The sequence below is a fragment of the Rhodococcus sp. WAY2 genome (assembly GCF_009859915.1).
GTDB classification, from domain to species: domain Bacteria; phylum Actinomycetota; class Actinomycetes; order Mycobacteriales; family Mycobacteriaceae; genus Rhodococcus_F; species Rhodococcus_F oxybenzonivorans.
In genome coordinates this window covers 3,529,615-3,552,343 of record NZ_CP046572.1, presented here as the reverse complement: position 1 = coordinate 3,552,343, position 22,729 = coordinate 3,529,615, and the positions used below count along the sequence as shown (strand labels likewise).

Genomic DNA, 22,729 nt, shown 5'->3' with positions numbered 1-22,729 from the left:
TCATCTTCTTTCACAGGCCCGCCAGCGGTGGTGATGTGCAGCTGCGGCGGGTCCTGCCCTCGAAAGCGTGTCGACTCAGTCGGTTTCCCAGGAGAAACCGTCCGGATCGGTGAAGGTGCCGGCGTCGCTGCGGATGACGATTCGATGGGCGCCGGTGCCGTCGGGGGAGACGCCCGCGTCCTTCGCGAGGGCGTGGCGCCCGTAGAGCGCGAGCTTGACCTTCGGGCCGGTGGCGAACTCGACGTACTTGCGTCCGAAGCTTCTCGTCACTTCCAGACCGTGGTCGAGGTAGAACTGCTTGCCGGCTTTGACATCTCCGACTCCGAGGAGCAGCACGAGGTCCTCGAAGTGCCGGGTGGCCGGTCCCTTGTTCTTCTTCGACGACGTCGCGACTTTCCACAGGGCGCCGTCGGGGCCCTGTACGACGCCGCCGTACCCCCAGAGGCTCTTCTTGGCCGGTGTGACCGTGGCGCCGCCGTTGTCGAGGGCGGCCTCGATGTAGGCGTCGACGATGTTCGGTTGGGACACGACGAGTGAGAGAGTGAAACCGCGGAATCCGGTGGTCGGTGCCTCCGCGTCCCGGGCAGTGATGTGGGCATCGACGCCGAGTGCGGTGTGGAAGGCCTTCGCAGCGGTGGGCTCGGGAGTGTCGAGGGTGAGACTATTGATGGTGATCATGTCAGCGCTCCTCCTTGATCTCGTTGATGCGGATGAGGTTTCCTGCGGGATCGCGGACGGCGCAGTCACGGATGCCGTACGGCTGGTCGATCGGTTCCTGGACGATCTCGGTGTCGCTTGCCGCGAGCTGGGCGAAGGTTGCGTCCAGGTCGGGGGTGGCCAATGTGAGGATGGCGTAGGTCCCCTTGGCCATCATCTCGGTGATGGTGCGGCGCTCCTCGTCGGTGATCCCGGGATCGGCCGCCGGTGGGTGCAGAACGAGGGAGGTGCCGGGCTGGTCCGGATGTCCCACGGTGATCCAGTGCATCCCGTTGTAACCCACGTCCTTGCGGACTTCGAACCCGAGGATGTCGCGGTAGAAGGCCAGCGAGGCCTCGTGGTCGGTGTGCGGAAGGAAGGCCGAGTGAATGGTGATGTTCATGTGAGTGACGTTAATGCGGCCCGAGATGAGACGCTTCTCGATTCCTGACCGGTCTGCGAACGCTCAGATTTCTGACGGAACCGCGCTCCTTGCTTCGCCGGGTGAGTCGAGCGTCGAGGTGGCCTGGCAGTTCGGCCACCACACCGCGTCCCCGACGAGCGTGAACAGCGCCGGGATGACGAGTGTTCGCACCACGAACGTGTCGAGGAGGATGCCGAGGCCGACGACGATGCCCAGCTGGGTCAGTGTGATCAGGGGCAGCACACCGAGGACGGCGAACACGGCGGCGAGTACTATTCCGGCACTGGTGATGACGCCGCCGGTCGCGGCAACAGCCCGCACGATCGCGGCCCGCGTGCCGCGCCCCGGTGTTTCCTCCCGGGCCCGGGTGACGAGGAAGATGCTGTAGTCGACGCCGAGTGCCACGAGGAACAGGAACGCGAACAGGGGAACGGTGTCGTCGAGCGCAGGGAACCCGAAGATGCGCGTGCTCACCCAGCTGCCCAGCCCGAGCGCCGCGACCGCGCTGAGTACCGTCGTCCCGACGAGGACCAGCGGTGCGACCACGGCCCGCAGGAGCACTACGAGCACGGCCAGGACCACGAGAAGGATCGCCGGAATGACGATTACTTGGTCCCGGAGGGCGGCGTCCCGCTTGTCCAGCGCCTGGGCGTCGCTGCCACCGACGAGCGCATCCGCACCGTCGATGTCGGTCAAGGCTGCCCTGATGGTGTCGATGGTTGCGAAGGCCTCCTCCGTTGCAGGTGGTGCGTCGAGTACGACGGCCCATCGCGTCAGACCGGTGTTCGACCGGCCGGCCTCGCTCACCGAGACCACCCCTTCGGTATCGGCGAGAACCCGCTGCACGGCGTCGGTCGCTTGCGTGCGGGCGACCACGGTGGTGGGGTCGGAGAGTCCGGACGGAAAATGAGCAGCGAGAGTGTCCAGGCCGTCGATCGATTCCGCTGCGACCCGGAACTGTTCGGTTTGGGACAGCCCGACGTGGGTGCCGATCAACCCCGCCGCACAGACCCCGAGCGCCATAATCGACGCAATTGCGGTGCGTCGCGGGTGTCGTGCTACCGCGGAGGCAACCCGGAACCAGGCGCCGTGCGTGGTGCTGTCCGGGTCGCCCACACGGGGCACGAACGGCCAGAACAGTCGCTTTCCGCTGAGTGCGAGAGCGGGCGGGAGGACCAGCAGCACGAAGGTGAGCGCTACCAGGAGGCCGGCGGCCGCGAGCACACCCAGGCTGCGGGTACTGGGAATGGTCGCCAACAGCAGGGTCAGTAGGGCAAGTACCACAGTGACATTGGACGCGACGATCGCCGGTCCGGCCCGGCGCACGGCGTGGCGCAAGGCGACCCGGTGGTCCGGCTCCGCGCGGAGTTCCTCCCGGTAGCGGGAGATGAGGAGTAGCGCGTAGTTCGTTCCGGCACCGAAGACCAGCACGCTCGTGATGCCGGACGTCGACCCGTCGAAGGTCAGCCCGGTCAGTTCGGCCACGGCAGTACCGACGGTCGACGCAACCCGATCGGCGAAGCCGACCACGGCGAGTGGCACGAGCCAGAGGATCGGTGAGCGGTAGGTGACGATCAGCAGGACCGCGACGACAAGCGCAGTGACCGCGAGCAACGTGACATTTGCGCCCGAGAACGAGTCGGCGATATCAGCGCCGAATGCCGGACCTCCTGTCACCTGCGCCAGAAGCCCCGGAGGTAGCGAGTCGGTGGCCGCCGCCCGCAGTTCGGCGACGCGATCGTTCAACGCGAAACCTGAGAGTTCCGAATCGGCGGGAACCTGTCCGATCACCGCTCTGCCGTCCGGTGACGGGATGAGTGCCGGTCCTGGGCTCGGTTCGAGGGTGCGGTCGACACCGAGCATCCGGTTCCGGGCCGCGTCGAATGCCGCGAGGTCCGCGTCGGTCAACACGCCGCCGTCGGCACGACTGCCGACGAGAATCGCCGGTGTCACCCCCGATTCGGGAAAGTCGGCGAGGAGGCCGTCCACCTCGGCCGATTCCGCAGACGCGGGCAGGGAGGTCGGTGACTGTCCCGCGGAGTCGTTGCCACCGACGAACGCCATGAAAGCGCCGGCCAAGACAAGGACGGTGAGGGCCACTGCCCACGACCGCTGTCCGGTCACGGCGGAGGCGAGTCGATCCCAGATAGCGAGAGAACGGTGTTCTGTCGGTGCATGCCCATCGGTGTTCACCCTCAAAATATTTCAGAAACTGAATAGTTAAGCAACTGAGAGGATCGGAGGGGATAGGCTGTCGGCCGACCGCTGAGAGGGCCTAGAGATGACAGACGACATGCCGGACAGTGCTCGTCCCGACGCGAGAGCGAGACTGGAAGCAGACATTTCGGCAGATGTCCGCGCGATGACCGTGGCGTCGGAGCAGATCGGACGCACTTTCGGTGCGCTGCACGATCTCAGCCCCAACGACTTCCAGGCGCTGATGCACGTCATGGTCGCCGACACCAATGGCACGCCGCTGACCGCCGGGGAACTGGGGAGCCTGCTCGGGCTGTCGTCGGCGGCGGTGACCTATCTGGTGGAGCGCATGCTGACGTCAGGGCATATTCGGCGGGAGGCAGACCCTTCGGACCGCCGGAAAGTCATCCTGCGTTACGACGACCACGGGCTGGAAGTAGCCCGCGAGTTCTTCGCCCCACTCGGACAGCGCACGGCGCGTGCCCTACGGGACGTCCCCGATGCCGACCTGGCTGCTGCCCACCGCGTGTTCGCAGTGCTGATCGACTCGATGCAGAGCCACTATGAGGATCTCGGTGGAAAGAACATCCGACACCTGACCGCGCGCCGGACCACCTGAGAAGTCCGTGACGTGGATAGTCTCGTGCAATGAAGACCCGGCCGCTGCTGCGTTCGCCAGTGTTGCGTGTGTCGGTGTGGTCATCGATGGGGGTGGCTGTGGTCTTCGGTGCCACGGCATGTATCGGAGCTGTCGACCGTGCTGAATTCGACGCGGATATGCGATCCCGGGGCGGGGGTATGACCTCGGCCCTCGTCGGCGACGGTTTAGCAGCGCTCGCGGTTCGCTACGGCGTCGCAGAAGTGCAGTTGACAAATCTGGACATCGCGCCGGTCGAGCAGTTGGCTGTCACCGTCCGCGATCCGGCGAATCCCGATCAGCTCGACCAGTACACCTTCGATGGTGAGAATGTAAGTGAGCCCAGTCCAGTGGTGGTCTCTGCGCTGGAAGACCTGGATGCCCGCGCCTTCACCCTCGACGACGTTCCGGCATTGGGTCGAGTCGAGCATCTGGTAGACGAAGCCCTGTCCCGCAGCGGTCTCGAGGGCGGTCAGGTAGTCGGCATCTCGGTGACCAGGGCCGGCGGAATTTCGCCGACAGCGATGGTCGAGTCGCCGCGGTCGCGGTCGGTGGTCGTGTTCGATGCCGACGGAGCGGTGGTCGGGGTGCATCCGCTATGACCGAGCCGGTGGAACCGGGTGTAGATCCCCGACCTCGGAAGCGCTTTGCGGCCAAGCCGCTCCTGTTGTGGGGAATCGGCATTACGGTGAGCGTCAGCTTCCTCACCCTGATCTCTTCGCTGATCTGGCCGGGACAAGCCGTCTACCTTGCGCCTGTGTTCTGCGAACAGCCCGGACACGACGCGGTCGTCGTGTCGGATACCTATTCCACCGGGGACGGTCGGTCCACCAATTTCACCCTGTACTGCGTGGGAGAACGGGGGCAGACGACCGACAAGGGATGGCTGCAACCCTTCCTCCTGATGTGGGCCGCCTACCTGGTGGTGGTCACGGTAGTCGTCTCGGTGGTACTCATCGCAGCGAAGGGTCGATCGGTGTCAGAGGAATTGTGATGCCGGCCGGTCCGGAGGTCGAATTCAGCTTCGAATAAGACTGTCGGACAGCGACTTCTCGTACGACGCCCGCTTTGCCGGTTCGCACCGGTACTGCCCCGTCGCGGTATGCCGGAAGCGGTTGCCGTCCGCGCTGACGGTTTGGCCGCAGTAACGGCATTCGTGACCGCGTACGCCCAATCGGATCGTCTCGGCGGTGGGGTAGGTGTTGACGGTCATGGTTCTCGTTCTTCGCTGTGGTCTGTTCAGTGGGCGATGTGGACTGTTCGGTGGGCAGGAAGTCGATCACGCGTATTCGGCGGCGACCCCGGAAGTGCCGAACTGGGCGGTCCGGGTCAGGGCTTGCCAGACGACGTCGTACCGCTTGACGGTCATCTCGTCCGCGTCGGCCAAGAGGCTGTCGAGAAGGGATCGCGGATCGTCCTGCCACGCCTGCCGGGCGTGCGCGACCACGCGGTTGGTGAACAGCCCCGATTGGGCGAGTGCGAACATCCATTCGTCGAGGTCGCCGGAATGGATTCGCTCGACGGTGTCATAGTCGAATCCCTCCGCGACGAAGTCGCGAGCGAACGTCGCGGTGACATAGTCACCGCAGGTAAGCGGTTCTGCCTTCATGGTGCGGGACCTCTCCTGCAATCGACGCGGTTCCGGAAGCCGCCGGGTTACGCGTGTGTGTGACAAGTCACAGACTGCCACCGGGTGCGGCTACGCCACATCGGCCGGATGGCCCGTGGGTATACCTATTTTTCGTCTCCCGGTACCTTCCCGGGGGGCCGCAGGCAGCGGAGTCCGTGTCGTGCCCTCCGCCTCGTCTACCCCTTCGACCTGCGGAAAGTCGGTTCTAGGGCTGTGCAACCACGATGTTCCCGCCGGAATCCGTGCACGTGATGCTGTATCCAGTCGCCGCGGAGTGTGGGTCTCCCTTTGTTCGGCATTTCCATCCGTCGACGTCGTACACCGCGTCCGTTGCGTCGGGGGCGGTGAAGTACTTGTTGAGCATGGCGTGAGCAGCGTCGCAGCGGATCGTTCCCTTTACGATGACGACCGTTGCGGGTTCGCCTGTCGGCGGGTAGACGACGCGGCCACACTGATTCGATCCGCCTTCCAGCTGGGGAAGAGGAGGTGCGGTTGACTCGGTAGGCGTGAGCTCCGGTGGGCCGGCGTCGGGGGTGCCCGGTATCGGGGTGAACTCGAACTTGTAGCCGCCGGTCGAGATGGTGAATCCCTGATTCGTTGCGTCCTCTCTGCACGAGACGCCCGAGAACTGCACATTGCAGGTGAAGCCGTCGGCAGACAAGGTCGACCCGTAGGGGAGGACGTTGGGGTTACCCGGAAAGAGTGGCTGGTTCGCGGTCTGGAAACTCGGTCCCTTCGCGGCTTCGATGGCGACGATGTTTGCCTCGGCGGAGGGCGCGGGGGCCTGGACGGGGATTTGTAACGGGCCGGGAACTCCTGGAGGCGTCCCCGGCGTGTGAGACGCGCAGGCGACCATCCCGTTCGCCGGGGTGATCGCGCAGAGCCATTTTCCTGACGGGGTGACGAAGCCGTAGGCGCCACTCGGGTCCCCGCCGGCATACTGCTCCCGGTCGACACCGCTCGTGTCGCGCTCCACGGCTGCCGGGCGGTTCGCCCGAGGTGCCGACCTCTGGGGCCGCCCCGCTCGCCACCACCGCCGACGCGCTCGGTGACGACGAGTCCACGTCGCGACTCCCTGATCCCGCAAGCAACAGCACGGAGGCGACGGCAATCGTTACCAGCGCCACCGCGCGTCCGGGCGGAATCAACTCCATACGACGCACCCCTCCTCTGATCGCCCTCGGTCTCGTCTCGACCAGTTGAGATGTTCCCACGGATGCACCGGTGCCGAGTGATATCGAGAGAAGGCAGCAGGGGTAACCCGCCAATGACCGTGGGTGCCGAACCGGGTGTTTCCGCGAAACCACACTGAAGCGCAATGCGGCATCGAGCGGAGGAGGTCACTTTCGACTTGGTCGCTCGTCCAGACCTTCGGTATCAGAGGCGCTTTCGTATCAGGCGTCAGTTCACGCCTTCGGCTTCTCATCGTCCGGGATCTCGCACAGATTCGGAATCTCTTGAAGGAGAGGCAAAGCTGACCCGCGATCGGTTCACGTATGGCAGTACGGCCAGGCGATGGGCCGAGGTGCTTGTCGCCGTGTATCTCGGATGAGTAACGGGATGTGCCGGGAGTGCGGATCGGTGTTCCGGGAGCGCGGATGAGAGTTAAATTGACTCTCACAGGCATATGGGAGTTCGACAGCGAGTAAGCCCAGCTCAAGGTCCGCCGCCCGCCCGGTTCTGTTCCAACCCGTGCGGGAGGCATAGCGTTTCGGGGTGCGCGATGATCGAAGTGGTGTCAGGGCTCCTCGCGGGGAGAGGCGAGCCCGTCGTGGTCGGGTCCGTACCTCCTGAACGACAAAATGAGGACGCACGTGGTACCGGCGTCTCACTCCGAAGGCTGCTCGGGATTGCGGCGTTGACCCCGGCGCAGGCGTCGTGGCTCATCACCGATGCGCTCGACCAGCTCGAGCTGGCGCGCAGCCGAGGCCGCCTACCGATCCTGTTCCGAGACGATGCCGTCACAGTGTTCGAAGAAGGAGAGCTCACGATCGAGTTCACCGGGCGTGCGGCGTCCTGGCGCGAGATCAGCGATGCGATGGCCGACCTGTTGGGAAGCATCGCGGCGAACTGCCGCGGGTCCGCACTGGTTGACCGGATACACGAATCAATCACAGAAGCAAGAGATCTCGACGATGTGATGCAACGAGTTCGTCGTGCAATCGCACCTGACATCGACCCGGCCGCCGAAGAGAGGACGCGGCGACAACTCGGCGCGCTGGTCTCCGCCACGCTGGGGCGCCAACTATCGGACGGCCGTGAGGCGGGGGAGGAACGGACCCCTCGCGGCCGCCGGCCGGGGGTTGCCGGGGCATCACTTGCCACCGGCGACTGGTTTCCACCGGTTCGAAGTCCGTGGCACCGCAGAAAAAGACGGCTCTCGCGTCGCCGTGGTGCGCTGGGTCTCATCGCGATCGTGGTGCTCGCCGGAGCGCTGTGGACGGCACCGCGGGTGTGGTCGGAATTGCGTCGCGGCTGGGATGCCGTTCTGAATCCGGTGAATCCGTCGGACCAGAATCAGATCGCCCCGGTATCGCCGCCGCCACCCGAACCCACCGGCGATCCGGGTTCACCGGCACCGGGGGGACAGCGTGCGGAACCGATATCGGTGGAGGTCGGGGTGCCCGCAAGTGCGGGGATCATCACGTTGGTTACCGCCACACTCGCCAACGGCGAATGCACGTCGGGCCGTGCGTGCGACATCAGGGTCGACGTTCATCTCGACTCGGCCCCGAATGAAGGCACCGTGGTCTGGAAGCTGAATGTGTACGACCGATGCTCGGGCGAGGTGCGGACGGGCAACGAGGTGTCGCTGCACGTCCCACCCGGCGCGCAACAGGTATACGGCATCGGCCGGACAGATCTGCCCCCCAGCACTGCCCTCGCCGTCGCTGCGGTCACGAGTTTCCCCGCGACAGCCGCCTCGGAGCCGGTGCTGATGCCTGCCGAGAACGCATCCTGCTGAGCATCGGGGAGCGGTGAGACATGCAGGAAGACAAGCGGGAATCGGATCCCTGGATCGTCACGGCAGCGGTCGTCCTCGTGGTGCTCGGACTGCTCAACCTGACGTCGACGGGAATGACCTCGCACGCCGTGCGCCATGCCCTCTTCGCTGCCGCCGGACTCGGATTGATGCGCGTCGTCTCCCGCCTGCGGATGGGTGACCTGCGAGCATTCGGCTGGGCGATATTCACTGTCACCACCGCGATGCTGGCCGCCGTCCCACTTGCCGGGGTCGCGACCAAAGGCGCCCAGCGCTGGCTCGACTTCGGCATATTCACCATTCAACCGTCCGAACTGGCCAAGCTGGCTGTGGTTCTGGTGTCGGCGGGGTTGCTTGCTGCGGGGTTCACACTCGGCCGATTCGTTGCGACGCTGGCGGTCGTGGGAATCCCCGTGGCGCTGGTCGCACTGCAGCCCGACCTGTCGACTGCCGTCGTCCTCGTGGTGACCGCGGGATTCATGCTCGTCCTGGCGCGGGTTCCGTTGTTGCCGTTGTTGCCGTTGTTCATGCTGGGCATCGCCTCGTTGCCACTCGCCGTGCTCTTTCTCCGGCCGTATCAGCTCGAACGCGTCCATGTGTTCCTGTCGAGCAATGCCGACCCGAGCGGGGCGGGGTGGGCCGAAATGCAGGCGAACATCGCGATCGGTAGCGGCGGGTTGTGGGGCCTTTCGCGTGACCCGCTCTTCGAGGTGCGTGCCGAATACCTTCCCGAATCGGAACACGACCTGGCGTTCGCGAGCCTGGTGTACGGATGGGGCTTGATCGCCGGAATCGCTGTCGTGGTGGCGAGTTCGGTCATCGTGTGGCGGGCTGCACTCGCAGCCAGAACGGCACGGACGAGGGAAGCAGCACTCGTCGCAGCGGGCGTCGGTGGACTGTTCGGGATCCACGCACTCGTGTCGATCGGTGCGAGTCTCTCCTTGCTGCCGCACAACGGCATGCCGATTCCGCTGTTCAGCTACGGAGGCACTGCGGCGATCGTCGGCTTCGTGGCCGTCGGACTGGTGCTCGCCGTGCGTAGAGACGGTGTAGCACGACCGCTCTGGGCGCCGGAGCCGCGACGCCGCCGCCGGCCGAGAGGGCTGTCCGTCGGCGCAGTGACCGTCACTGCGCTGCTCGTCGCGATGTCCTTGTTCACCTGGCAGCTGCAGCACGACCGAGGCGCGGACCTACGTGCGATGAGCGACCAGCAGATGATGCGCTGTATCCGCCTGCCGGCCGAGCGCGGTCTCGTCGTCGATCGCAATGGTGTTCCCCTCGCAGTGAACGTCGCGGAGTATGCCGTAGCGGTGGTCGCCCGGATGTTCGACGAGAACGACGCCGGTTCCCGCCGCCGCCTCGCCTCACTGCTCGGTATCTCGCCCGAGGAGGTGACGAGTGTCGTGCGGGAACGTGGCGAGGGCGAACAGGACGTCGTCGTGGGGACCGTCGCCCCCGAAGTCGCTCGGCGCGTTGTGGACGCTCGTCTGCCCGGGGTTCTCGTGGTGCCTTCCGGTCGCCGGCACTATCCGTACGGCGCGGTGCTCGCCTCCGTCCTCGGACACGTCGGGGTGGCCGACGAGCACGACATGGAACGCTGGCCGCACCTTGCCCTCGGATCGCGGGTCGGCAAGGCGGGACTCGAGAAGCAGTACGATGCCCTGCTGCGCGGCAGCGACGGCAAGCAGTGCGTCTACGTGGATCCCTCCGGGCATCCCGTCGCCACCGGGGAGCGAGTAGACCCTGTACGAGGGCATGACCTGCGGTTGCACCTCGACGTCGGCGTGCAGAACCTTGCTACGGATGCACTCACCGAGGCGATGCGTAAGAGCAGGGGCGACCTCGGCGCTGCCATCGTGATGGATGCGCGCAACGGGGCAGTGCTGGCGATGGCCAGCGTTCCCGGATTCGACAACAACGTCTACGGCCCCCCGGCCGACCTCGTTGCCCTGGCGGCTCAGGCCCAGACCCCGGGCCCGAGCCCGTTGCTGAACAACGTGACCCAGACCGCGGTGCCGCCCGGTTCGACATTCAAAATCGTCGTCGCCGCAGCGAATACGCAGCACCCGGTCCTGGCGCCGGAGACCGTGATCGAAACCGGTGCCGCCTATACGTACGGCGGCCATACCTTTCGGAACTGGCAACCGATGGGCCCCCACAATCTGCTCCAGGCCATCCAGTGGTCGGACAACGTCTACTTCTACAAGCTCGGCGAACTCCTCGGTCCCGAGAACATCGCCGCAGTGGCCGACCAACTCGGTGTCGGCCGGCGATCGGGGATCGACCTTCCCGGTGAGGCCGAGGGCTTCCTCGGAACCCCGGCCAATGTCGGAAGTATCGGCGCCACTTGGTATCCCGGATCTACGCTTCTGATGGGAATCGGCCAAGGCACCGTCAATGCCACCCCGATACAGGTGGCGCGCTGGACGTCGGGGATTGCGACGGGTGCGATGGTCACCCCCCAGCTCGCAGCAGGGTACGGGCCGGACGTCGTCCCTATCCCGACAGCGGAACCTGTGCGATTGCCCTTCGCGGACAGACTCGACCCGGTGCGGGCCGGGATGCGGGCATCCGCGGCGGCCGGCACGGCCGGACAGCTTGCGGAACTGCCGGTGCCGGCGGGTGCAAAGACGGGCACGGCCGAGGATCCGTCGGCGCCCGGCGAAGGTCTCAACGCCTGGTTTTCCGCGGTCGCACCCTTCGACGCTCCCCAGATCGTGGTGTCGGTGCTGGTTCGTGGCGGTGGTTTCGGGTCCGCGACCTCCGGGCCCGTCGTCAAGAAAATCCTCGAGCACTACTTCCCACGGCCGCCCGGCGTGCTGCCGATTCGGTGATCAATTGCTGTACGCGGCCACGACCTCGGGGTGCTCCAAGCACGCCGTAGCGCCTTCGGCGACGCAGGTGAGCGGCCGCTCGGCCGTCTTCACCGGGAATCCGAAGGCCTGCTCCAGCATCTCCGACACACCACGCAGCATCGACCCACCGCCGATGGCGAGCACACCTTCCGCCATCACGTCGCCGATCGCCTGGGCAGGAAGGTCCTCCAGGCATTCGGTCAGCGTCTGAACGATCCCCGACATAGTCGGGCGTAGGGCATCGACTACTTCCTCGGTTTCGAGCGTGACCAGACGTGCGCGGCCGGTCACGGCGTCACGGCCTTCCACGACGAGTGACTGTCCGTCCTCGGTGTCGGGCGCGCCCACCTTCGCTCGTTCGGCCGTGAGTTCACCGACGATGATGTTGTGCTCGGCCCGTAGGTATTGGTAGAGCGCGTGCGTGAGTTCGTCCCCGGCCAGCCGGCAACTGCGATGCGAGAGAATGCCACCGAAACAAATCGCCGTGACTTCCGAAGTGCCACCGCCGATATCCACAACGAGGTGGGCGCGCGGCTCGAGCGGGTTGATACCGCAGCCGAGTGCTCCCGCGACAGGTTCCGGTATCAAACCGACCTTCCGTAGGCCAGCCTCGTGCCCGACCTCCAGCAGAGCACGGCGTTCGAGGGGTGTGGCGCCCGCGGGGACCGCGATGACACCCTTCGGTCGCACGCCGTACGGCCTGTGTGGGGATGCCCGTTTGATGACGGCACTGACGAAGGTGCGGGCGGTTTCCAAGTCGACGATCACGCCGTTGTGCATCGGACGCACCTGCGTGATGCCGATGGGAGTGCGGCCGACGAGGCTGCGAGCATCGTGGCCGATGGCGAGGGCGCGGTGTGGTTCCTTGGTGCGAACGAGCATGAAGGACGGCTCGTTCAGGACGACACCCTCTTCCGGTGTGCCGACGACAGTATTGGCAGTTCCGAGATCGATACCCAGTCCACGCACGTCGGCCTCCGAAAGGGATTCGAGCGAGATGATCTAGATGCTACTCAGGGCCATCGACTCGCGGGCGGATATCGCGGTGACTCACGGTCGAATCCGGCTTCTGCACTCGGGCGACACTCACACGACGCCGACGGGTCTGTTGGACGAGCGGCCAAGTGCTCGGGAGTCGACGATCGACGCTTGACCGACGTGCCGTCCGGAAAGTGTTGGTACAGCGGTCGAGACGGTATCAGGCACTGATCCGCTCGTCCTCTCGCTCATCGCCCTCGGCGTGGTGAGGATGTGGCGGCACCACTGCGTCGGTGTCGATGCTGGTCGGCCCTCTTCCGGGACGCCTCCGGCTCGTGCGCGTGGCCGACCGCTCGGAGGAGGTCGTGTTGGAGCCGGAGATAGGTGGCAAGCCACCGGTCGTCGACCGGTTCATCGCGCAGATATGCCGTGAGGGCCGCGCTGTTGTGGTCGGCGTCCAACCACCTCCGCAGCTCGATGGTGCGATCCTGGACGGATTGCAGCAATTTGTGCTGTGGAACGGGCATTGGGTCTGCTCCTCTGGCTCAGAAGCTATTCCGTAGTGGGAAAAGGCTGTTCGCGGTTGCGGTAACGACCTCTGGCAACCCATCGTGCTTCGTCCGGTAGCCATTGTGCGCGATGCGGTTGCCCGTTGGTGAGCGTTTCCCATTTCCGAAAACTCGGCAACCGCGAATCGCACGACCCTTGGTAGAAATAAGTGTCTGTTGAAGTCGGTTGTCCAACTCCCGCCGACGAAAGAAAGGAGGCGGTTATCAGCTCCTTCCAGGGCCGAGCGTCAATCGCGTCGTGTCTGGCGAGTGGGCGCCGCCGACCACACGCCGCGGGGATCCCCATCGTCGTCGTAACGGTCGATCCGGACGATGCTTGCCACGGATTCGGTCGGCCTATGGGTCTCGTTGATCGCCTGAAAGTCTGATTCGAAGGTTCTGTCGCTCGAGCTTCCGTCACGAAGAGTCACCTTGTACTTCGGCATGGTCAGGAATATGCCACCGCCGGCGTGGTGGCGCACCACGAACTGGTGAATTCACGCGACCCCAGATGACGGCCCGAGTCCTCACTGAACACCAGCAGAGCGTGAGAGGAACGCGGCGTCTGGGCCCGAGGAGTAACTGAGGCGAATGCGGGTATCCGATGTCTGTGCTGCCGCGCGACCTCGGACGGCGAACCCGCGACAGCCAGTCCCTCCGGCCGCCTGACCCCTTCGGCCGGAGGGACGCCATCTCGACCCGATTCTCCTCGAGGGAAGCGGCGTGCGCGGCGTCTGTGCGCTCGGCGTATTCGGAGGTTGCGGCGACAACTGTCGCCAGACGCGCTGGCAGGAATACCCCAGACAGGGGTTCGGCCGGGAATGCTCTCACATTCTCGGCCGGATCTCTGCTTCACGAGTCTTTCACCGTTGCCGATTACTATCTCGATCCGCACTTCTCAATATACGCGCGTGTGCCCATGCACCGCAATGCCCAATTCGCGCGAAAGGGCCGGTGCTCGAGAGGGCCGGCGATCACGAGAGTGGCGGACCAGCGGGTCGGGCCGACCATGGCAGCGGCTCGGCTACCACTGGTGTGGTGAGTCGAGCTGCTGTCGTTCTTCGGATATGCCCGGCGCTGTCAGCCGATGCCGATGCCGCCGCCGAATGTGACGCTCAACCACTTCAAGAAAGCGTCGAAGGCGACACTGAAGTCGATACCTGCAGAACCCATCTGAAGTCACTCCTCACCTTTGTTGTATTCCACGGGATCAGTTGATCCACGCTTAACTCGAATATCGACCAGACTTTCCGCAACGTTTCACCGGGCGGGAAAGAATTTCTGGTTTCGTATTGAACGAATGCCCAGATACTTTTGGACAATTGCCCATTTTATTTACTGGACGCTCGATCGAATGCGTCGGCGCATGGTCTATTCGGTCGGATAGAAAAGGGATTATTCATCGGCCCGCGGCAACCGATATGCGTACTTGCCCGTGGCCGGCGCCGAGGATCGCTGGTGCCATCCGACCGGTCGCAGTGCTTCGTCTCTGCGGGAAACGCAGTCTTCGCGAGCCGGAGTGTGCTGTGCTGGGACCACAGAGCCGGGAGGTGCGGTGTGCGAACTGCGTTCGGCGGACTGGCGCCGATGGGGATGACCGAGGCGATGTTCGTGTTGTTCGAGTCCCCTTCACACCCGATGCACGTGGCCACCCTGACGCTCTTCGAACCACCCAGCGGCACCGTGCCCGGCGCGCACGCCGCCGATATGGTCGGGAGTCTCCGCGCTCACGCCGAGATCTCGGAACTTTTCCGCAAACGCCCGGTCCGCTTGATGCACGGGTATCCGTGGTGGCGCGTCGACGAGGAGGTCGATCTCGACTATCACGTGCGGCACACCGCAGTTCCTGGCGGAGGAACCATGACCGACCTACTTTCGCTGGTGTCCCAGATGCACTCGATGCCGCTCGATCCGCAGCACCCGATGTGGGAAATGCACGTCATCGAAGGACTGACCGACGGGCGCACCGCGGTGTACACGAAGTTCCATCTGTCTTTGACCGACGGCGCCTCCGGGCTACGGCTACTGCACCGCACGCTCTCGATCGACCCGGGCATCCGGGACTGCCCGGCGCCGTGGAGTCCGTCGGTCGCGGCCCCAGCGCGGCGTCTCTCCCTCGACCCGCGGGTGACACTGCGGTCCGGTGTGGAACTGACATGGCAGTGCGCGGCCATTCTCCCCACCTTGATGCGGACGGGCTACCGCGGGCTGACCGAAGAACGTCTGACGTTGCCGCTGCAGTCACCGCCGACGATCTTCAACGCACCGACTGGTCGCGCCCGCAAGGTAGCGACCCGGTCCTGGCCACTGAAGCCGCTGCGGCGGCTCGCCACCTGCACCAGCGCACCGCTGGAGGTGGTGGTGTTGGCGATGTGCGCGGGCGCCCTCCGCGAGTATCTGCTCGAGCAGTACGCCCTCCCCGAGGCGCCGTTGACCGCAATGCTGCCGGTCCCACTCGACTTCGGTGAGGGCCCTACCATCGGGGCCGCGGGCCGTGGAGTCGGGGCAATGGTGGTGTCGCTGGCCACCGACGAAGCCGATCCCCTCGCGCGATTGGCGCGGATTGCCGACTCCGTCGTCCATACCAGCAGGGTCGTCGCCGCCCTCGGTCGCTCACAGTTTCAGTTGGTGAGCGCGCTGACGTTGAGTCCGATCATGCTGGAACCGGTCCGGCGGGTGCTCGAGGAGATCCCGCCGCCTTTCAACGTGACCATCTCCTACACACCGGGTCCGACCCGCCCACGATTCTGGAACGGAGCTCGCCTCGACGCGGTCTACCCGGTACCGGCCCTCGCTCGCGGACAGGCGTTGAGCATCACCCTCACCAGCCGATCCGGGGAGTTACACGTCGGTGTCGTAGGCGATCGCACCGCGGTTCCCCACTTGCACCGGATCATCGGCTACCTCGACACCTCCCTGACCGAACTCGAAACCGCGAGCCACACCGCGCGTCGGTGATCGAGAACTTCGTGAAGGCGTGCGACCGCCGTCGAGGCGGCTACAGGCCGACGGCCTGCTCGAGGGCGTCGAGTTCGGTGTCGAGATGATCGAGCATCGGGCGCAGATTCGGGACGGCGGAGCGGCATCCGGTCAATCCGAATACGAGATGGTCGTCGCTACTGGTGACAGTGATGTTCAGTGCCTGTCCGGTCACCGGGATCGACAGAGGGTACAGGGAATCGAGGCGGGCGCCGTTCCAATACAGCGGGCTGGCGGGCCCGGCGACGTTGGAAATGACGAGGTTGAACGGAGGTCGCAGTGGTCCCCGCCGGCCGGCCAGCATCTCGAGGCCCAGGGGGGCTGCTCCGAGGGCGCTCATCGCCAACGCCTGGGCCGGGCTCATCGCGCGCAGTGCCTGCTTCCCTTCGCTCATGCAGGTCCGAATCGTGGCGAGTCTCGCTCCGTGTTCGGGAAGGTGGGTGGCGAGGTTGCACATCAGGACTCCCACCCGATTGCCACCCTGGTGGGATTCGCCGTCATCGGCGCGTAGGGAAACCGGGACCATCGCGATGAGCGGTTCGTCCGGCAGGGCGCCCAGGTCGTCGAGGTAGGTGCGCAGGGCTCCGGCGGACATCGCCAGGACGATGTCGTTGACGGTGGCGTCGGCGTGCTTGGCCAGCAACCTGATCCGTTCGAGCGGCCACGATCGGGCGCCGAACTGGCGCGCCCCGCCGATCGGAACGTTGAGCACGGTGTGCGGTGCGCGCATCGAGAGCGGCCCGCCCCGGGCGTGCAGGGCCCGGTCCATGGTGCCTGCCAGCGCCGGCGCCAGACCTGCGACTTCTCGGGCGCCGTGCAACGCCAGTCTCGACAGGCCCAGCACCTCTGCAACTCCGGGCAGGTGTGGCGCCGCCGTTCCCGGTGGCGGTGTGACACGACCGCTCGCGGTGGGCATCGGCTGCCAGGGGGTCGGCATTCCTCGTCGGTCGGGATCTTCACTCATGCTGCGGCGCAGCAGATTCATGGCGGAGGCGCCGTCGGCAAGCGCGTGGTGGATTTTCGTGTAGACCGCGTAGCGCCCGTCGGCGAGGCCCTCGATCAGGTGCATCTCCCACAGTGGGCGGTTGCGGTCGAGCAGACCCGCATGCAACCGAGACGACAACGCCAGCAGTTCGGGCATGCCGCCCGGGCGGGGAAGGGCGTGGCGGTGCACGTGATGGTTCAGGTCCAACTCCGTGTCGGTGACCCAGCCCCACTGTCCCAGGGTGGTCATCGACCGTCGGGCGCGTTTGCGGAACAGCGGAGCGACTTCGGTGGAGGCCGTGGCCGTGTCGAACATCGCCCGCATGTCTGCGGCGTCGGCGCCGTCCGGGGGTGTGAACACCGCCAGGCCGCCCACATGCATCGGATGCTCCCGCGACTCGCCGAGCAGGAACAGTGAATCGGTCGGCGACATCGGCAGCAGCATGCGGGGTGTCCTTCCTTCCCGAACGGCGGATCCGCACTGCCACTGCGGTGTCTCCGGGCGGGGTGACTTCGGTTTCCGGTAGCCGGTTTGTTCGGTAACGTTCAGGTGTGGTTTACGTCACAAATCGGCATCCGGATCAGTTCTACAGGAAGGTGCTGTCCGCGCGCTACCCGGCAGACGTCCAGCGGGTCACCGCGAGAGGACGCTCGTGGAGTCGCCGGAGGTCTACCCATCACTTCAGGTCCACCGTGCGCATCACTTGATGACGGCGTCCACCGTCTTCTTCAACGCCGACGGTTGTGCAGGCGAATGGGGTGCCTTTTCCTTCAATTCCAGCAGTCGCGCACCCATTTCCTGAAGTTGCTTACGCCCCAGCTCTTCCCGCACCTTCGGGAACCACTCCTGCTCCTCTTCCTCGATGTGGTGCTCGACATTCTCGATGAGGACGGTGGCCTTCGCGTCGAATCGTTCGTTGTCGGGCTTCATGGCCGCCAGCTCCGTTACGAGAACGTCGGCGACGTGGTGCTCCTCGAACGACTCCAAGATGTCGTCCTCGAGGTCGGGGGCGAGTTTGCGTACCTCCGGGTACATGCACTCGTTCTCGAGGTAGGTGTGCACGGTCAGTGCCTCGATGATCTGGTCGACGATCCGGCCCTTCTCCGCTTCGGCGTCGGGGCCGGCGCTACGGAACTCGCGGAAGAGTTTTCGGATTGCCTTGTGGTCGTTGCGCAGGAGGACAATCGCGTCGGTGGACATGGTTACCTCGCAAGGGGTGTGGTCGGCGGTCGACGCTCCCGCGAGTACCCCGAGTGGAACATCTTCACGCGCTACCCGACGCCGGCTTCGCCCTTGTCGCGCCGGTTGCACTTGACACCCGTTAGAACACATGTTCGCATGTACTCATGAGGTGGGATGGGCAGGCGCTCGATGCGGACGACGGCGCGTTGCCCGGGCTCGAGCGAGCAGGTCTGGTGCGCAGCGTGCAGACGCCCGAGTTCGAGGGCATCACCTTTCACGAAGTGCTCTGCAAGAGTGCGCTCAACAAGACGCCCGAGGAGTCCCAGCTCCCGTTCCGCTACACGGTCAACGCTTTTCGGGGGTGTTCGCATTCGTGCCGTTACTGCTTTGCCCGGCCCACCCACGAGTACCTCGACCTCGATGCCGGCCGGGATTTCGACAGTCAGATCGTGGTGAAGACGAATGTCGCGGCGGTGCTTCGGAAGGAACTGAGCCGTAAGTCGTGGAAGCAGGAGCACGTGGCGTTGGGCACCAACACCGACCCGTATCAGCGGGCCGAGGGCAGGTACCGACTCATGCCGGGAATCATCCGGGCACTGACCGAATCGGCCACACCCTTCTCGATCCTGACGAAGGGAACGCTTCTGCGGCGCGACCTTCCGCTCCTGACACTGGCTGCACAGCAGGTCGCGGTGAGTATCGGCGTGTCGCTGGCCATCCATGACGTCGACCTTCAGAAGTCGATCGAACCCGGCACTCCGTCGCCCAGGGCGCGCCTCGATCTGATCCGGGCAATCACGGATGCGGGCATGACGTGCAATGTGATGGTCGCTCCGGTCATCCCGTTCCTGACGGACTCGGCACGGCACCTCGACGGTTTACTCGAGGCCATCGCGCAGGCAGGAGCGTCGAAAGTCACCGTGCTGCCGATGCACCTGCGGGGGAGTACCAAGGGCTGGTTCATGAACTGGCTCTCCACCGAACATCCCGCACTGATTCGGCAGTACCGGCAGTTGTACGGTCGATCCGCCTACGTGCCGGCCGAGTACAAGTCGTGGCTGAAGGCGCGCGTCGACCCGCTCGTCGAGCGTCACGGTCTGGCCGGTCGTGCGCAACATCGTGACGCCGGAGCGGCAGGTCGGGAAGAGGCCGAGCGCCGCGAACTCGTACGAGCCGGCAGTACCGGACCGACTCTCACTCTGTTCTGATCGCAATTCCCTCGGGGTCCTCGTCGGGCGGCAGGTGAACCGTGCGTCTCGGTTCATACCATTCGGTCCCGACGGGTTCACCGCCCATGTTCCAGCTCCATGAGATCGTCGGCGTGATGCGGGCATACATGCCCGGGCCGACGATGCCCACCCGCTCGATCGGCTGTTCCGCGATACCGTAAACCCGAATGCATCGGGCGATGAACGGTTCGATCGACTCGAGGTCGTCGACCACCAAGGCGACCTTGACGTTGCCCGCTCGGAGGTTGCGGAACTTGCGCGTCTGGGTCACGGCCGGCCCGGAACCGCCGATCCAGAAGTATGTCCCGTCGAACTCGAAGGCAAGCGGAACCACGTCGGGCTGCCCGTCGGGGCAGACAGTGGAGAACCGTGCGACGGGTTGTGAGCGGAGGTAGGCGATCTCTTGGTCCGTGAATGACACGGCGTCTCCTTTCGCGTAGCGAGCCCAGGTTGCCCTGCGCGGAACGCGAGCCGCCAGGCGGCTCAGCGCAGGGCGGGTGGGCTGTTCAGTTCGCGGGCGGAGTAGGTGTCGCAGGCATCGACCTGGCCTGTCCGGTACCCGGTGACGAACCATTTCTGTCGTTGCTCGGAGGAGCCGTGCGTCCAACCTTCGGGATTGACCCGGCCGCCCGCGGACTGCTGGATCCGGTCGTCACCCACCGACGAGGCCGCGGACAGCGCGTCCTGGATGTCGGTGTCGGTGAGGGTGTTCAGGAACGGCGGTCCCCCGTCGGGCCCGGGAAGTGTGTCGGCGTAGTGGGCCCACACGCCGGCGTAGCAATCGGCCTGCAGTTCGGTGCGGACCGCGGCCGAGTCGGCTCCGCGCGGATCGGTCTGCGCCCGGCCGATGTCGCCCAGCTGATTCTGAATATGGTGTCCCACCTCGTGCGCCACGACGTATTCCTGAGCGAGGGGTCCGGCACTCGACCCGAAGCGATCGACGAGGAGCTGGAAGAAGCTGGTGTCGAAGTACGCCGTCGAGTCTGCCGGGCAGTAGAACGGGCCGACCTCGCTGGTGGCGTTTCCGCACCCGGTGTTCACCGCGCCGGAGAACAGCACCACCTCGGGCGGGATGTAGTCGGTTCCGGTTTGTGCACCGAGTTCCTGCCCCCACACGGAGTCGAGACTGCCGACCGTGAACACCACCCGGCAGTCCACGTCGCGGTTGGCGTCCGCACCCGTCTCACAGCCTTCGAGGCTGGCACCGGGACTCTGGGCGGACGGGTCGGTGGCACCGCTCAGTCCACCGAGCAGGGATCCGGGGTCGCCGCCGAGCAGCAGAGCGAGAACAAGCACGATCAGGCCCCCGGCTCCGCCGCCCATCGCGAACTTGCCGCCGAGGCCACCTCCTCCGCCGCCACCCCCGACCGAGACCCGGCCGGAGTCCATGCGGGCGCCCTCGTTGAAGGTCATGTGTCGTCGCTTTCTCTCCGAGTGTCGCGGTACAGGTAGCTCGAGCATTGCACGTGAAGCGGGTATGAGTTTCCGCTCACGCACAGTGTCTCCGTAGGATCGCAGCCAACGAAGTAGCTTGCCCCACGTTTCGAAAGGAATCCCGTGCTGCGCACACATCTCGCCGGTTCATTGCGAGCCGAGCACGCCCAGCAGACCGTTACCCTCACCGGTTGGGTCGCCAGGCGTCGTGATCACGGCGGGGTGATCTTCATCGACCTGCGTGATGCCTCGGGCGTGTCGCAGGTGGTGTTCCGTGAGGGAGCTGCTGCCAACCAGGCGCATCGACTGCGTGCGGAATACTGCGTGAAGGTCACCGGCATCGTCGAGGTCCGGCCCGAGGGCAACCAGAACTTCGAGATTCCCACCGGGGCCATCGAGGTCAACGTGACCGACCTCGAGGTTCTCAACGAGAGCGCGCCGCTACCGTTCCAGCTCGACGACCAGGCCGGAGAAGAAGCGCGCCTGAAGTACCGCTACCTCGACCTGCGCCGGGAGGGCCCGGGCCACGCCATCCGGCTGCGCTCGAAGGTCAATGCCGCTGCCCGCTCCGTTCTCGCGCACCACGAGTTCGTCGAGGTCGAGACGCCCACGCTGACGCGGTCGACGCCGGAAGGTGCACGCGACTTCCTCGTCCCCGCCCGACTGCAGCCGGGTAGCTTCTACGCCCTGCCGCAGAGCCCGCAGCTGTTCAAGCAGCTGCTGATGGTCGGTGGCATCGAGCGGTACTACCAGATCGCGCGGTGTTACCGCGACGAGGACTTCCGCGCGGACCGCCAGCCGGAGTTCACCCAGCTCGACATCGAGATGAGCTTCGTCAACCAGGACGACGTGATCCTGCTCGCCGAGGAAGTTCTGACCGCACTGTGGAAGCTCGTCGGCCACGAGATCAAGACCCCGATCGCACGGATGACGTACGCCGAGGCGATGCGGCGGTTCGGTTCGGACAAGCCGGACCTGCGTTTCGGCATCGAGCTCGTCGAATGCATGGAGTTCTTCAAGGACACCACCTTCCGGGTGTTCCAGGCGGAGTACGTGGGCGCCGTGGTCATGCCCGGTGGTGCCGCCCAGCCCCGGCGTCAGCTCGACGGATGGCAGGAGTGGGCGAAGCAGCGCGGCGCCAAGGGGCTCGCGTACGTGCTCGTCGGCGAGGACGGCGCCCTCACCGGTCCGGTCGCGAAGAACCTCACCGACACCGAACGCGCCGGGCTCTGCGACCACGTCGGAGCGAAGCCCGGAGACTGCATCTTCTTCGCAGCGGGAGCCACCAAGCCGATGCGTGCGCTGCTCGGCGCGGCGCGGGGAGAGATCGCCCGCAAGCAGAACCTGATCGATCCCGACGCCTGGGCCTTCGTATGGGTTGTGGACGCGCCGCTGTTCGAGCCGACCGCCGACGCGACCGCCAGCGGCGACGTCGCACTCGGCTACAGCGCGTGGACGGCGGTACACCACGCCTTCACCTCGCCGAAGCCCGAATCGATCGACACGTTCGACACCGACCCCGGTTCGGCACTCGCGTACGCATACGACATCGTCTGCAACGGAAACGAGATCGGCGGCGGCAGTATCCGTATTCACCGCAAGGACATTCAGGAACGAGTGTTCAAGGTGATGGGAATCTCGCACGAGGAGGCCGAGGAAAAGTTCGGCTTCCTCCTCGACGCGTTCGCGTTCGGTGCACCGCCGCACGGTGGCATCGCGTTCGGCTGGGACCGCATCACGGCCCTGCTCGCCGGAGTCGACTCGATCCGTGAGGTGATCGCATTCCCGAAGTCGGGCGGCGGCGTCGATCCCCTGACGGAGGCTCCCGCCCCGATCACCGCGCAGCAGCGCAAGGAGTCGGGTGTGGACGCCAAGCCGGAGCCGAAGGGCGGCGCCGGCGCACAGGCCGGCGCAGCCCCGGTGGCGAAGGACGCGGTCGCCGGCACGTAGATCGATCGACGGGGACGGACGCG

General features: G+C 65.6%; 21 protein-coding genes. 9 read left to right on the top strand and 12 right to left on the bottom strand.

Going from position 1 to position 22,729, the window contains the following annotated elements; translation table 11 throughout:
- Positions 1-75 precede the first annotated feature (75 nt).
- The 3 genes from GFS60_RS16295 to GFS60_RS16285 all read right to left on the bottom strand — a co-directional run bounded on the left by GFS60_RS16295 (position 76) and on the right by GFS60_RS16285 (position 3,184).
- Positions 76-678: a glyoxalase gene (locus tag GFS60_RS16295; RefSeq protein WP_201453388.1), complete on the bottom strand. Its 603-nt coding sequence runs from the start codon at positions 676-678 to the stop codon at positions 76-78.
- Position 679: 1 nt separating this feature from the next.
- Positions 680-1,099, bottom strand: a complete 420-nt coding sequence (locus GFS60_RS16290) for a VOC family protein (RefSeq protein WP_159922739.1) — start codon at positions 1,097-1,099, stop codon at positions 680-682.
- A gap of 63 nt (positions 1,100-1,162) precedes the next feature.
- Positions 1,163-3,184, bottom strand: coding sequence for an MMPL family transporter (locus GFS60_RS16285; RefSeq protein ID WP_159927254.1), 2,022 nt, complete (start codon positions 3,182-3,184; stop codon positions 1,163-1,165).
- Positions 3,185-3,401: 217 nt separating this feature from the next.
- Here GFS60_RS16285 and GFS60_RS16280 point away from each other — a divergent pair, with 217 nt between their 5' ends.
- The 3 genes from GFS60_RS16280 to GFS60_RS16270 are packed head-to-tail and all read left to right on the top strand — an operon-like array spanning position 3,402 to position 4,947.
- A complete protein-coding gene (locus GFS60_RS16280; RefSeq protein WP_236603160.1) occupies positions 3,402-3,935 on the top strand; it encodes a MarR family winged helix-turn-helix transcriptional regulator in 534 nt (177 codons plus the stop codon).
- A gap of 29 nt (positions 3,936-3,964) precedes the next feature.
- Positions 3,965-4,555, top strand: coding sequence for a hypothetical protein (locus GFS60_RS16275; RefSeq protein ID WP_159922737.1), 591 nt, complete (start codon positions 3,965-3,967; stop codon positions 4,553-4,555).
- Positions 4,552-4,947: a hypothetical protein gene (locus tag GFS60_RS16270; protein WP_236603159.1), complete on the top strand. Its 396-nt coding sequence runs from the start codon at positions 4,552-4,554 to the stop codon at positions 4,945-4,947. The genes GFS60_RS16275 and GFS60_RS16270 overlap by 4 nt, the downstream gene beginning before the upstream one ends.
- A gap of 24 nt (positions 4,948-4,971) precedes the next feature.
- Here GFS60_RS16270 and GFS60_RS16265 read toward each other — a convergent pair whose 3' ends face one another.
- From GFS60_RS16265 to GFS60_RS16255, 3 genes are all read right to left on the bottom strand, one after another.
- Entirely contained in the window at positions 4,972-5,166 is a 195-nt protein-coding gene (locus GFS60_RS16265; protein WP_159922735.1) for a hypothetical protein, read from the bottom strand.
- Positions 5,167-5,232: 66 nt separating this feature from the next.
- Positions 5,233-5,562: a hypothetical protein gene (locus GFS60_RS16260; protein WP_159922733.1), complete on the bottom strand. Its 330-nt coding sequence runs from the start codon at positions 5,560-5,562 to the stop codon at positions 5,233-5,235.
- A 226-nt stretch (positions 5,563-5,788) separates the two neighbouring features.
- A complete protein-coding gene (locus tag GFS60_RS16255; RefSeq protein WP_236603158.1) occupies positions 5,789-6,559 on the bottom strand; it encodes a hypothetical protein in 771 nt (256 codons plus the stop codon).
- Between the two features lie 23 nt (positions 6,560-6,582).
- Between GFS60_RS16255 and GFS60_RS39130 the strand changes: the two genes are divergently transcribed.
- The 3 genes from GFS60_RS39130 (at position 6,583) to GFS60_RS16245 (ending at position 11,400) form a co-directional block, all read left to right on the top strand.
- Positions 6,583-6,786 (top strand): hypothetical protein, encoded by a 204-nt coding sequence (locus GFS60_RS39130; RefSeq protein ID WP_236603157.1) that lies wholly within the window; start codon positions 6,583-6,585, stop codon positions 6,784-6,786.
- Positions 6,787-7,306: 520 nt separating this feature from the next.
- Complete coding sequence (locus tag GFS60_RS16250; RefSeq protein WP_159922731.1) at positions 7,307-8,548, top strand: hypothetical protein; 1,242 nt, start codon at positions 7,307-7,309, stop codon at positions 8,546-8,548.
- Positions 8,549-8,568: 20 nt separating this feature from the next.
- The gene (locus GFS60_RS16245; protein ID WP_159922729.1) at positions 8,569-11,400 is read left to right on the top strand and encodes an FtsW/RodA/SpoVE family cell cycle protein; all 2,832 of its coding nucleotides are present in this window, start codon (positions 8,569-8,571) and stop codon (positions 11,398-11,400) included.
- Here the strand turns inward: GFS60_RS16245 and GFS60_RS16240 are convergent, their stop codons facing one another.
- Both GFS60_RS16240 and GFS60_RS16235 read right to left on the bottom strand, forming a co-directional pair.
- Positions 11,401-12,390 (bottom strand): rod shape-determining protein, encoded by a 990-nt coding sequence (locus tag GFS60_RS16240; RefSeq protein ID WP_109330329.1) that lies wholly within the window; start codon positions 12,388-12,390, stop codon positions 11,401-11,403.
- A gap of 257 nt (positions 12,391-12,647) precedes the next feature.
- Positions 12,648-12,926 carry a hypothetical protein gene (locus GFS60_RS16235; RefSeq protein WP_236603156.1) on the bottom strand — a complete coding sequence of 93 codons (279 nt, stop codon included), beginning with the start codon at positions 12,924-12,926 and terminating at the stop codon, positions 12,648-12,650.
- A gap of 1,608 nt (positions 12,927-14,534) precedes the next feature.
- On the opposite strand from GFS60_RS16235, the gene GFS60_RS16230 reads away from it, so the two are divergent.
- Positions 14,535-15,905 (top strand): wax ester/triacylglycerol synthase family O-acyltransferase, encoded by a 1,371-nt coding sequence (locus GFS60_RS16230; protein ID WP_159927248.1) that lies wholly within the window; start codon positions 14,535-14,537, stop codon positions 15,903-15,905.
- A gap of 40 nt (positions 15,906-15,945) precedes the next feature.
- Here the strand turns inward: GFS60_RS16230 and GFS60_RS16225 are convergent, their stop codons facing one another.
- Positions 15,946-17,355, bottom strand: coding sequence for a WS/DGAT/MGAT family O-acyltransferase (locus GFS60_RS16225; protein ID WP_159922727.1), 1,410 nt, complete (start codon positions 17,353-17,355; stop codon positions 15,946-15,948).
- A gap of 255 nt (positions 17,356-17,610) precedes the next feature.
- Positions 17,611-18,111: a hemerythrin domain-containing protein gene (locus GFS60_RS16220; RefSeq protein WP_159922725.1), complete on the bottom strand. Its 501-nt coding sequence runs from the start codon at positions 18,109-18,111 to the stop codon at positions 17,611-17,613.
- A gap of 146 nt (positions 18,112-18,257) precedes the next feature.
- Here GFS60_RS16220 and GFS60_RS16215 point away from each other — a divergent pair, with 146 nt between their 5' ends.
- On the top strand, positions 18,258-19,301 hold the full coding sequence (locus tag GFS60_RS16215; RefSeq protein ID WP_159922723.1) for an Rv2578c family radical SAM protein: 1,044 nt from the start codon (positions 18,258-18,260) through the stop codon (positions 19,299-19,301).
- Here the strand turns inward: GFS60_RS16215 and GFS60_RS16210 are convergent.
- On the bottom strand, positions 19,288-19,743 hold the full coding sequence (locus GFS60_RS16210; RefSeq protein ID WP_159922721.1) for a PPOX class F420-dependent oxidoreductase: 456 nt from the start codon (positions 19,741-19,743) through the stop codon (positions 19,288-19,290). The genes GFS60_RS16215 and GFS60_RS16210 overlap by 14 nt on opposite strands.
- Before the next feature lie 62 nt (positions 19,744-19,805).
- Positions 19,806-20,735 (bottom strand): KPN_02809 family neutral zinc metallopeptidase, encoded by a 930-nt coding sequence (ypfJ, locus tag GFS60_RS16205; protein WP_159922720.1) that lies wholly within the window; start codon positions 20,733-20,735, stop codon positions 19,806-19,808.
- 144 nt (positions 20,736-20,879) lie between these two features.
- Between ypfJ and aspS the strand changes: the two genes are divergently transcribed.
- Complete coding sequence (gene aspS / locus GFS60_RS16200; protein WP_159922719.1) at positions 20,880-22,706, top strand: aspartate--tRNA ligase; 1,827 nt, start codon at positions 20,880-20,882, stop codon at positions 22,704-22,706.
- The last annotated feature ends 23 nt before the right edge of the window (positions 22,707-22,729 follow it).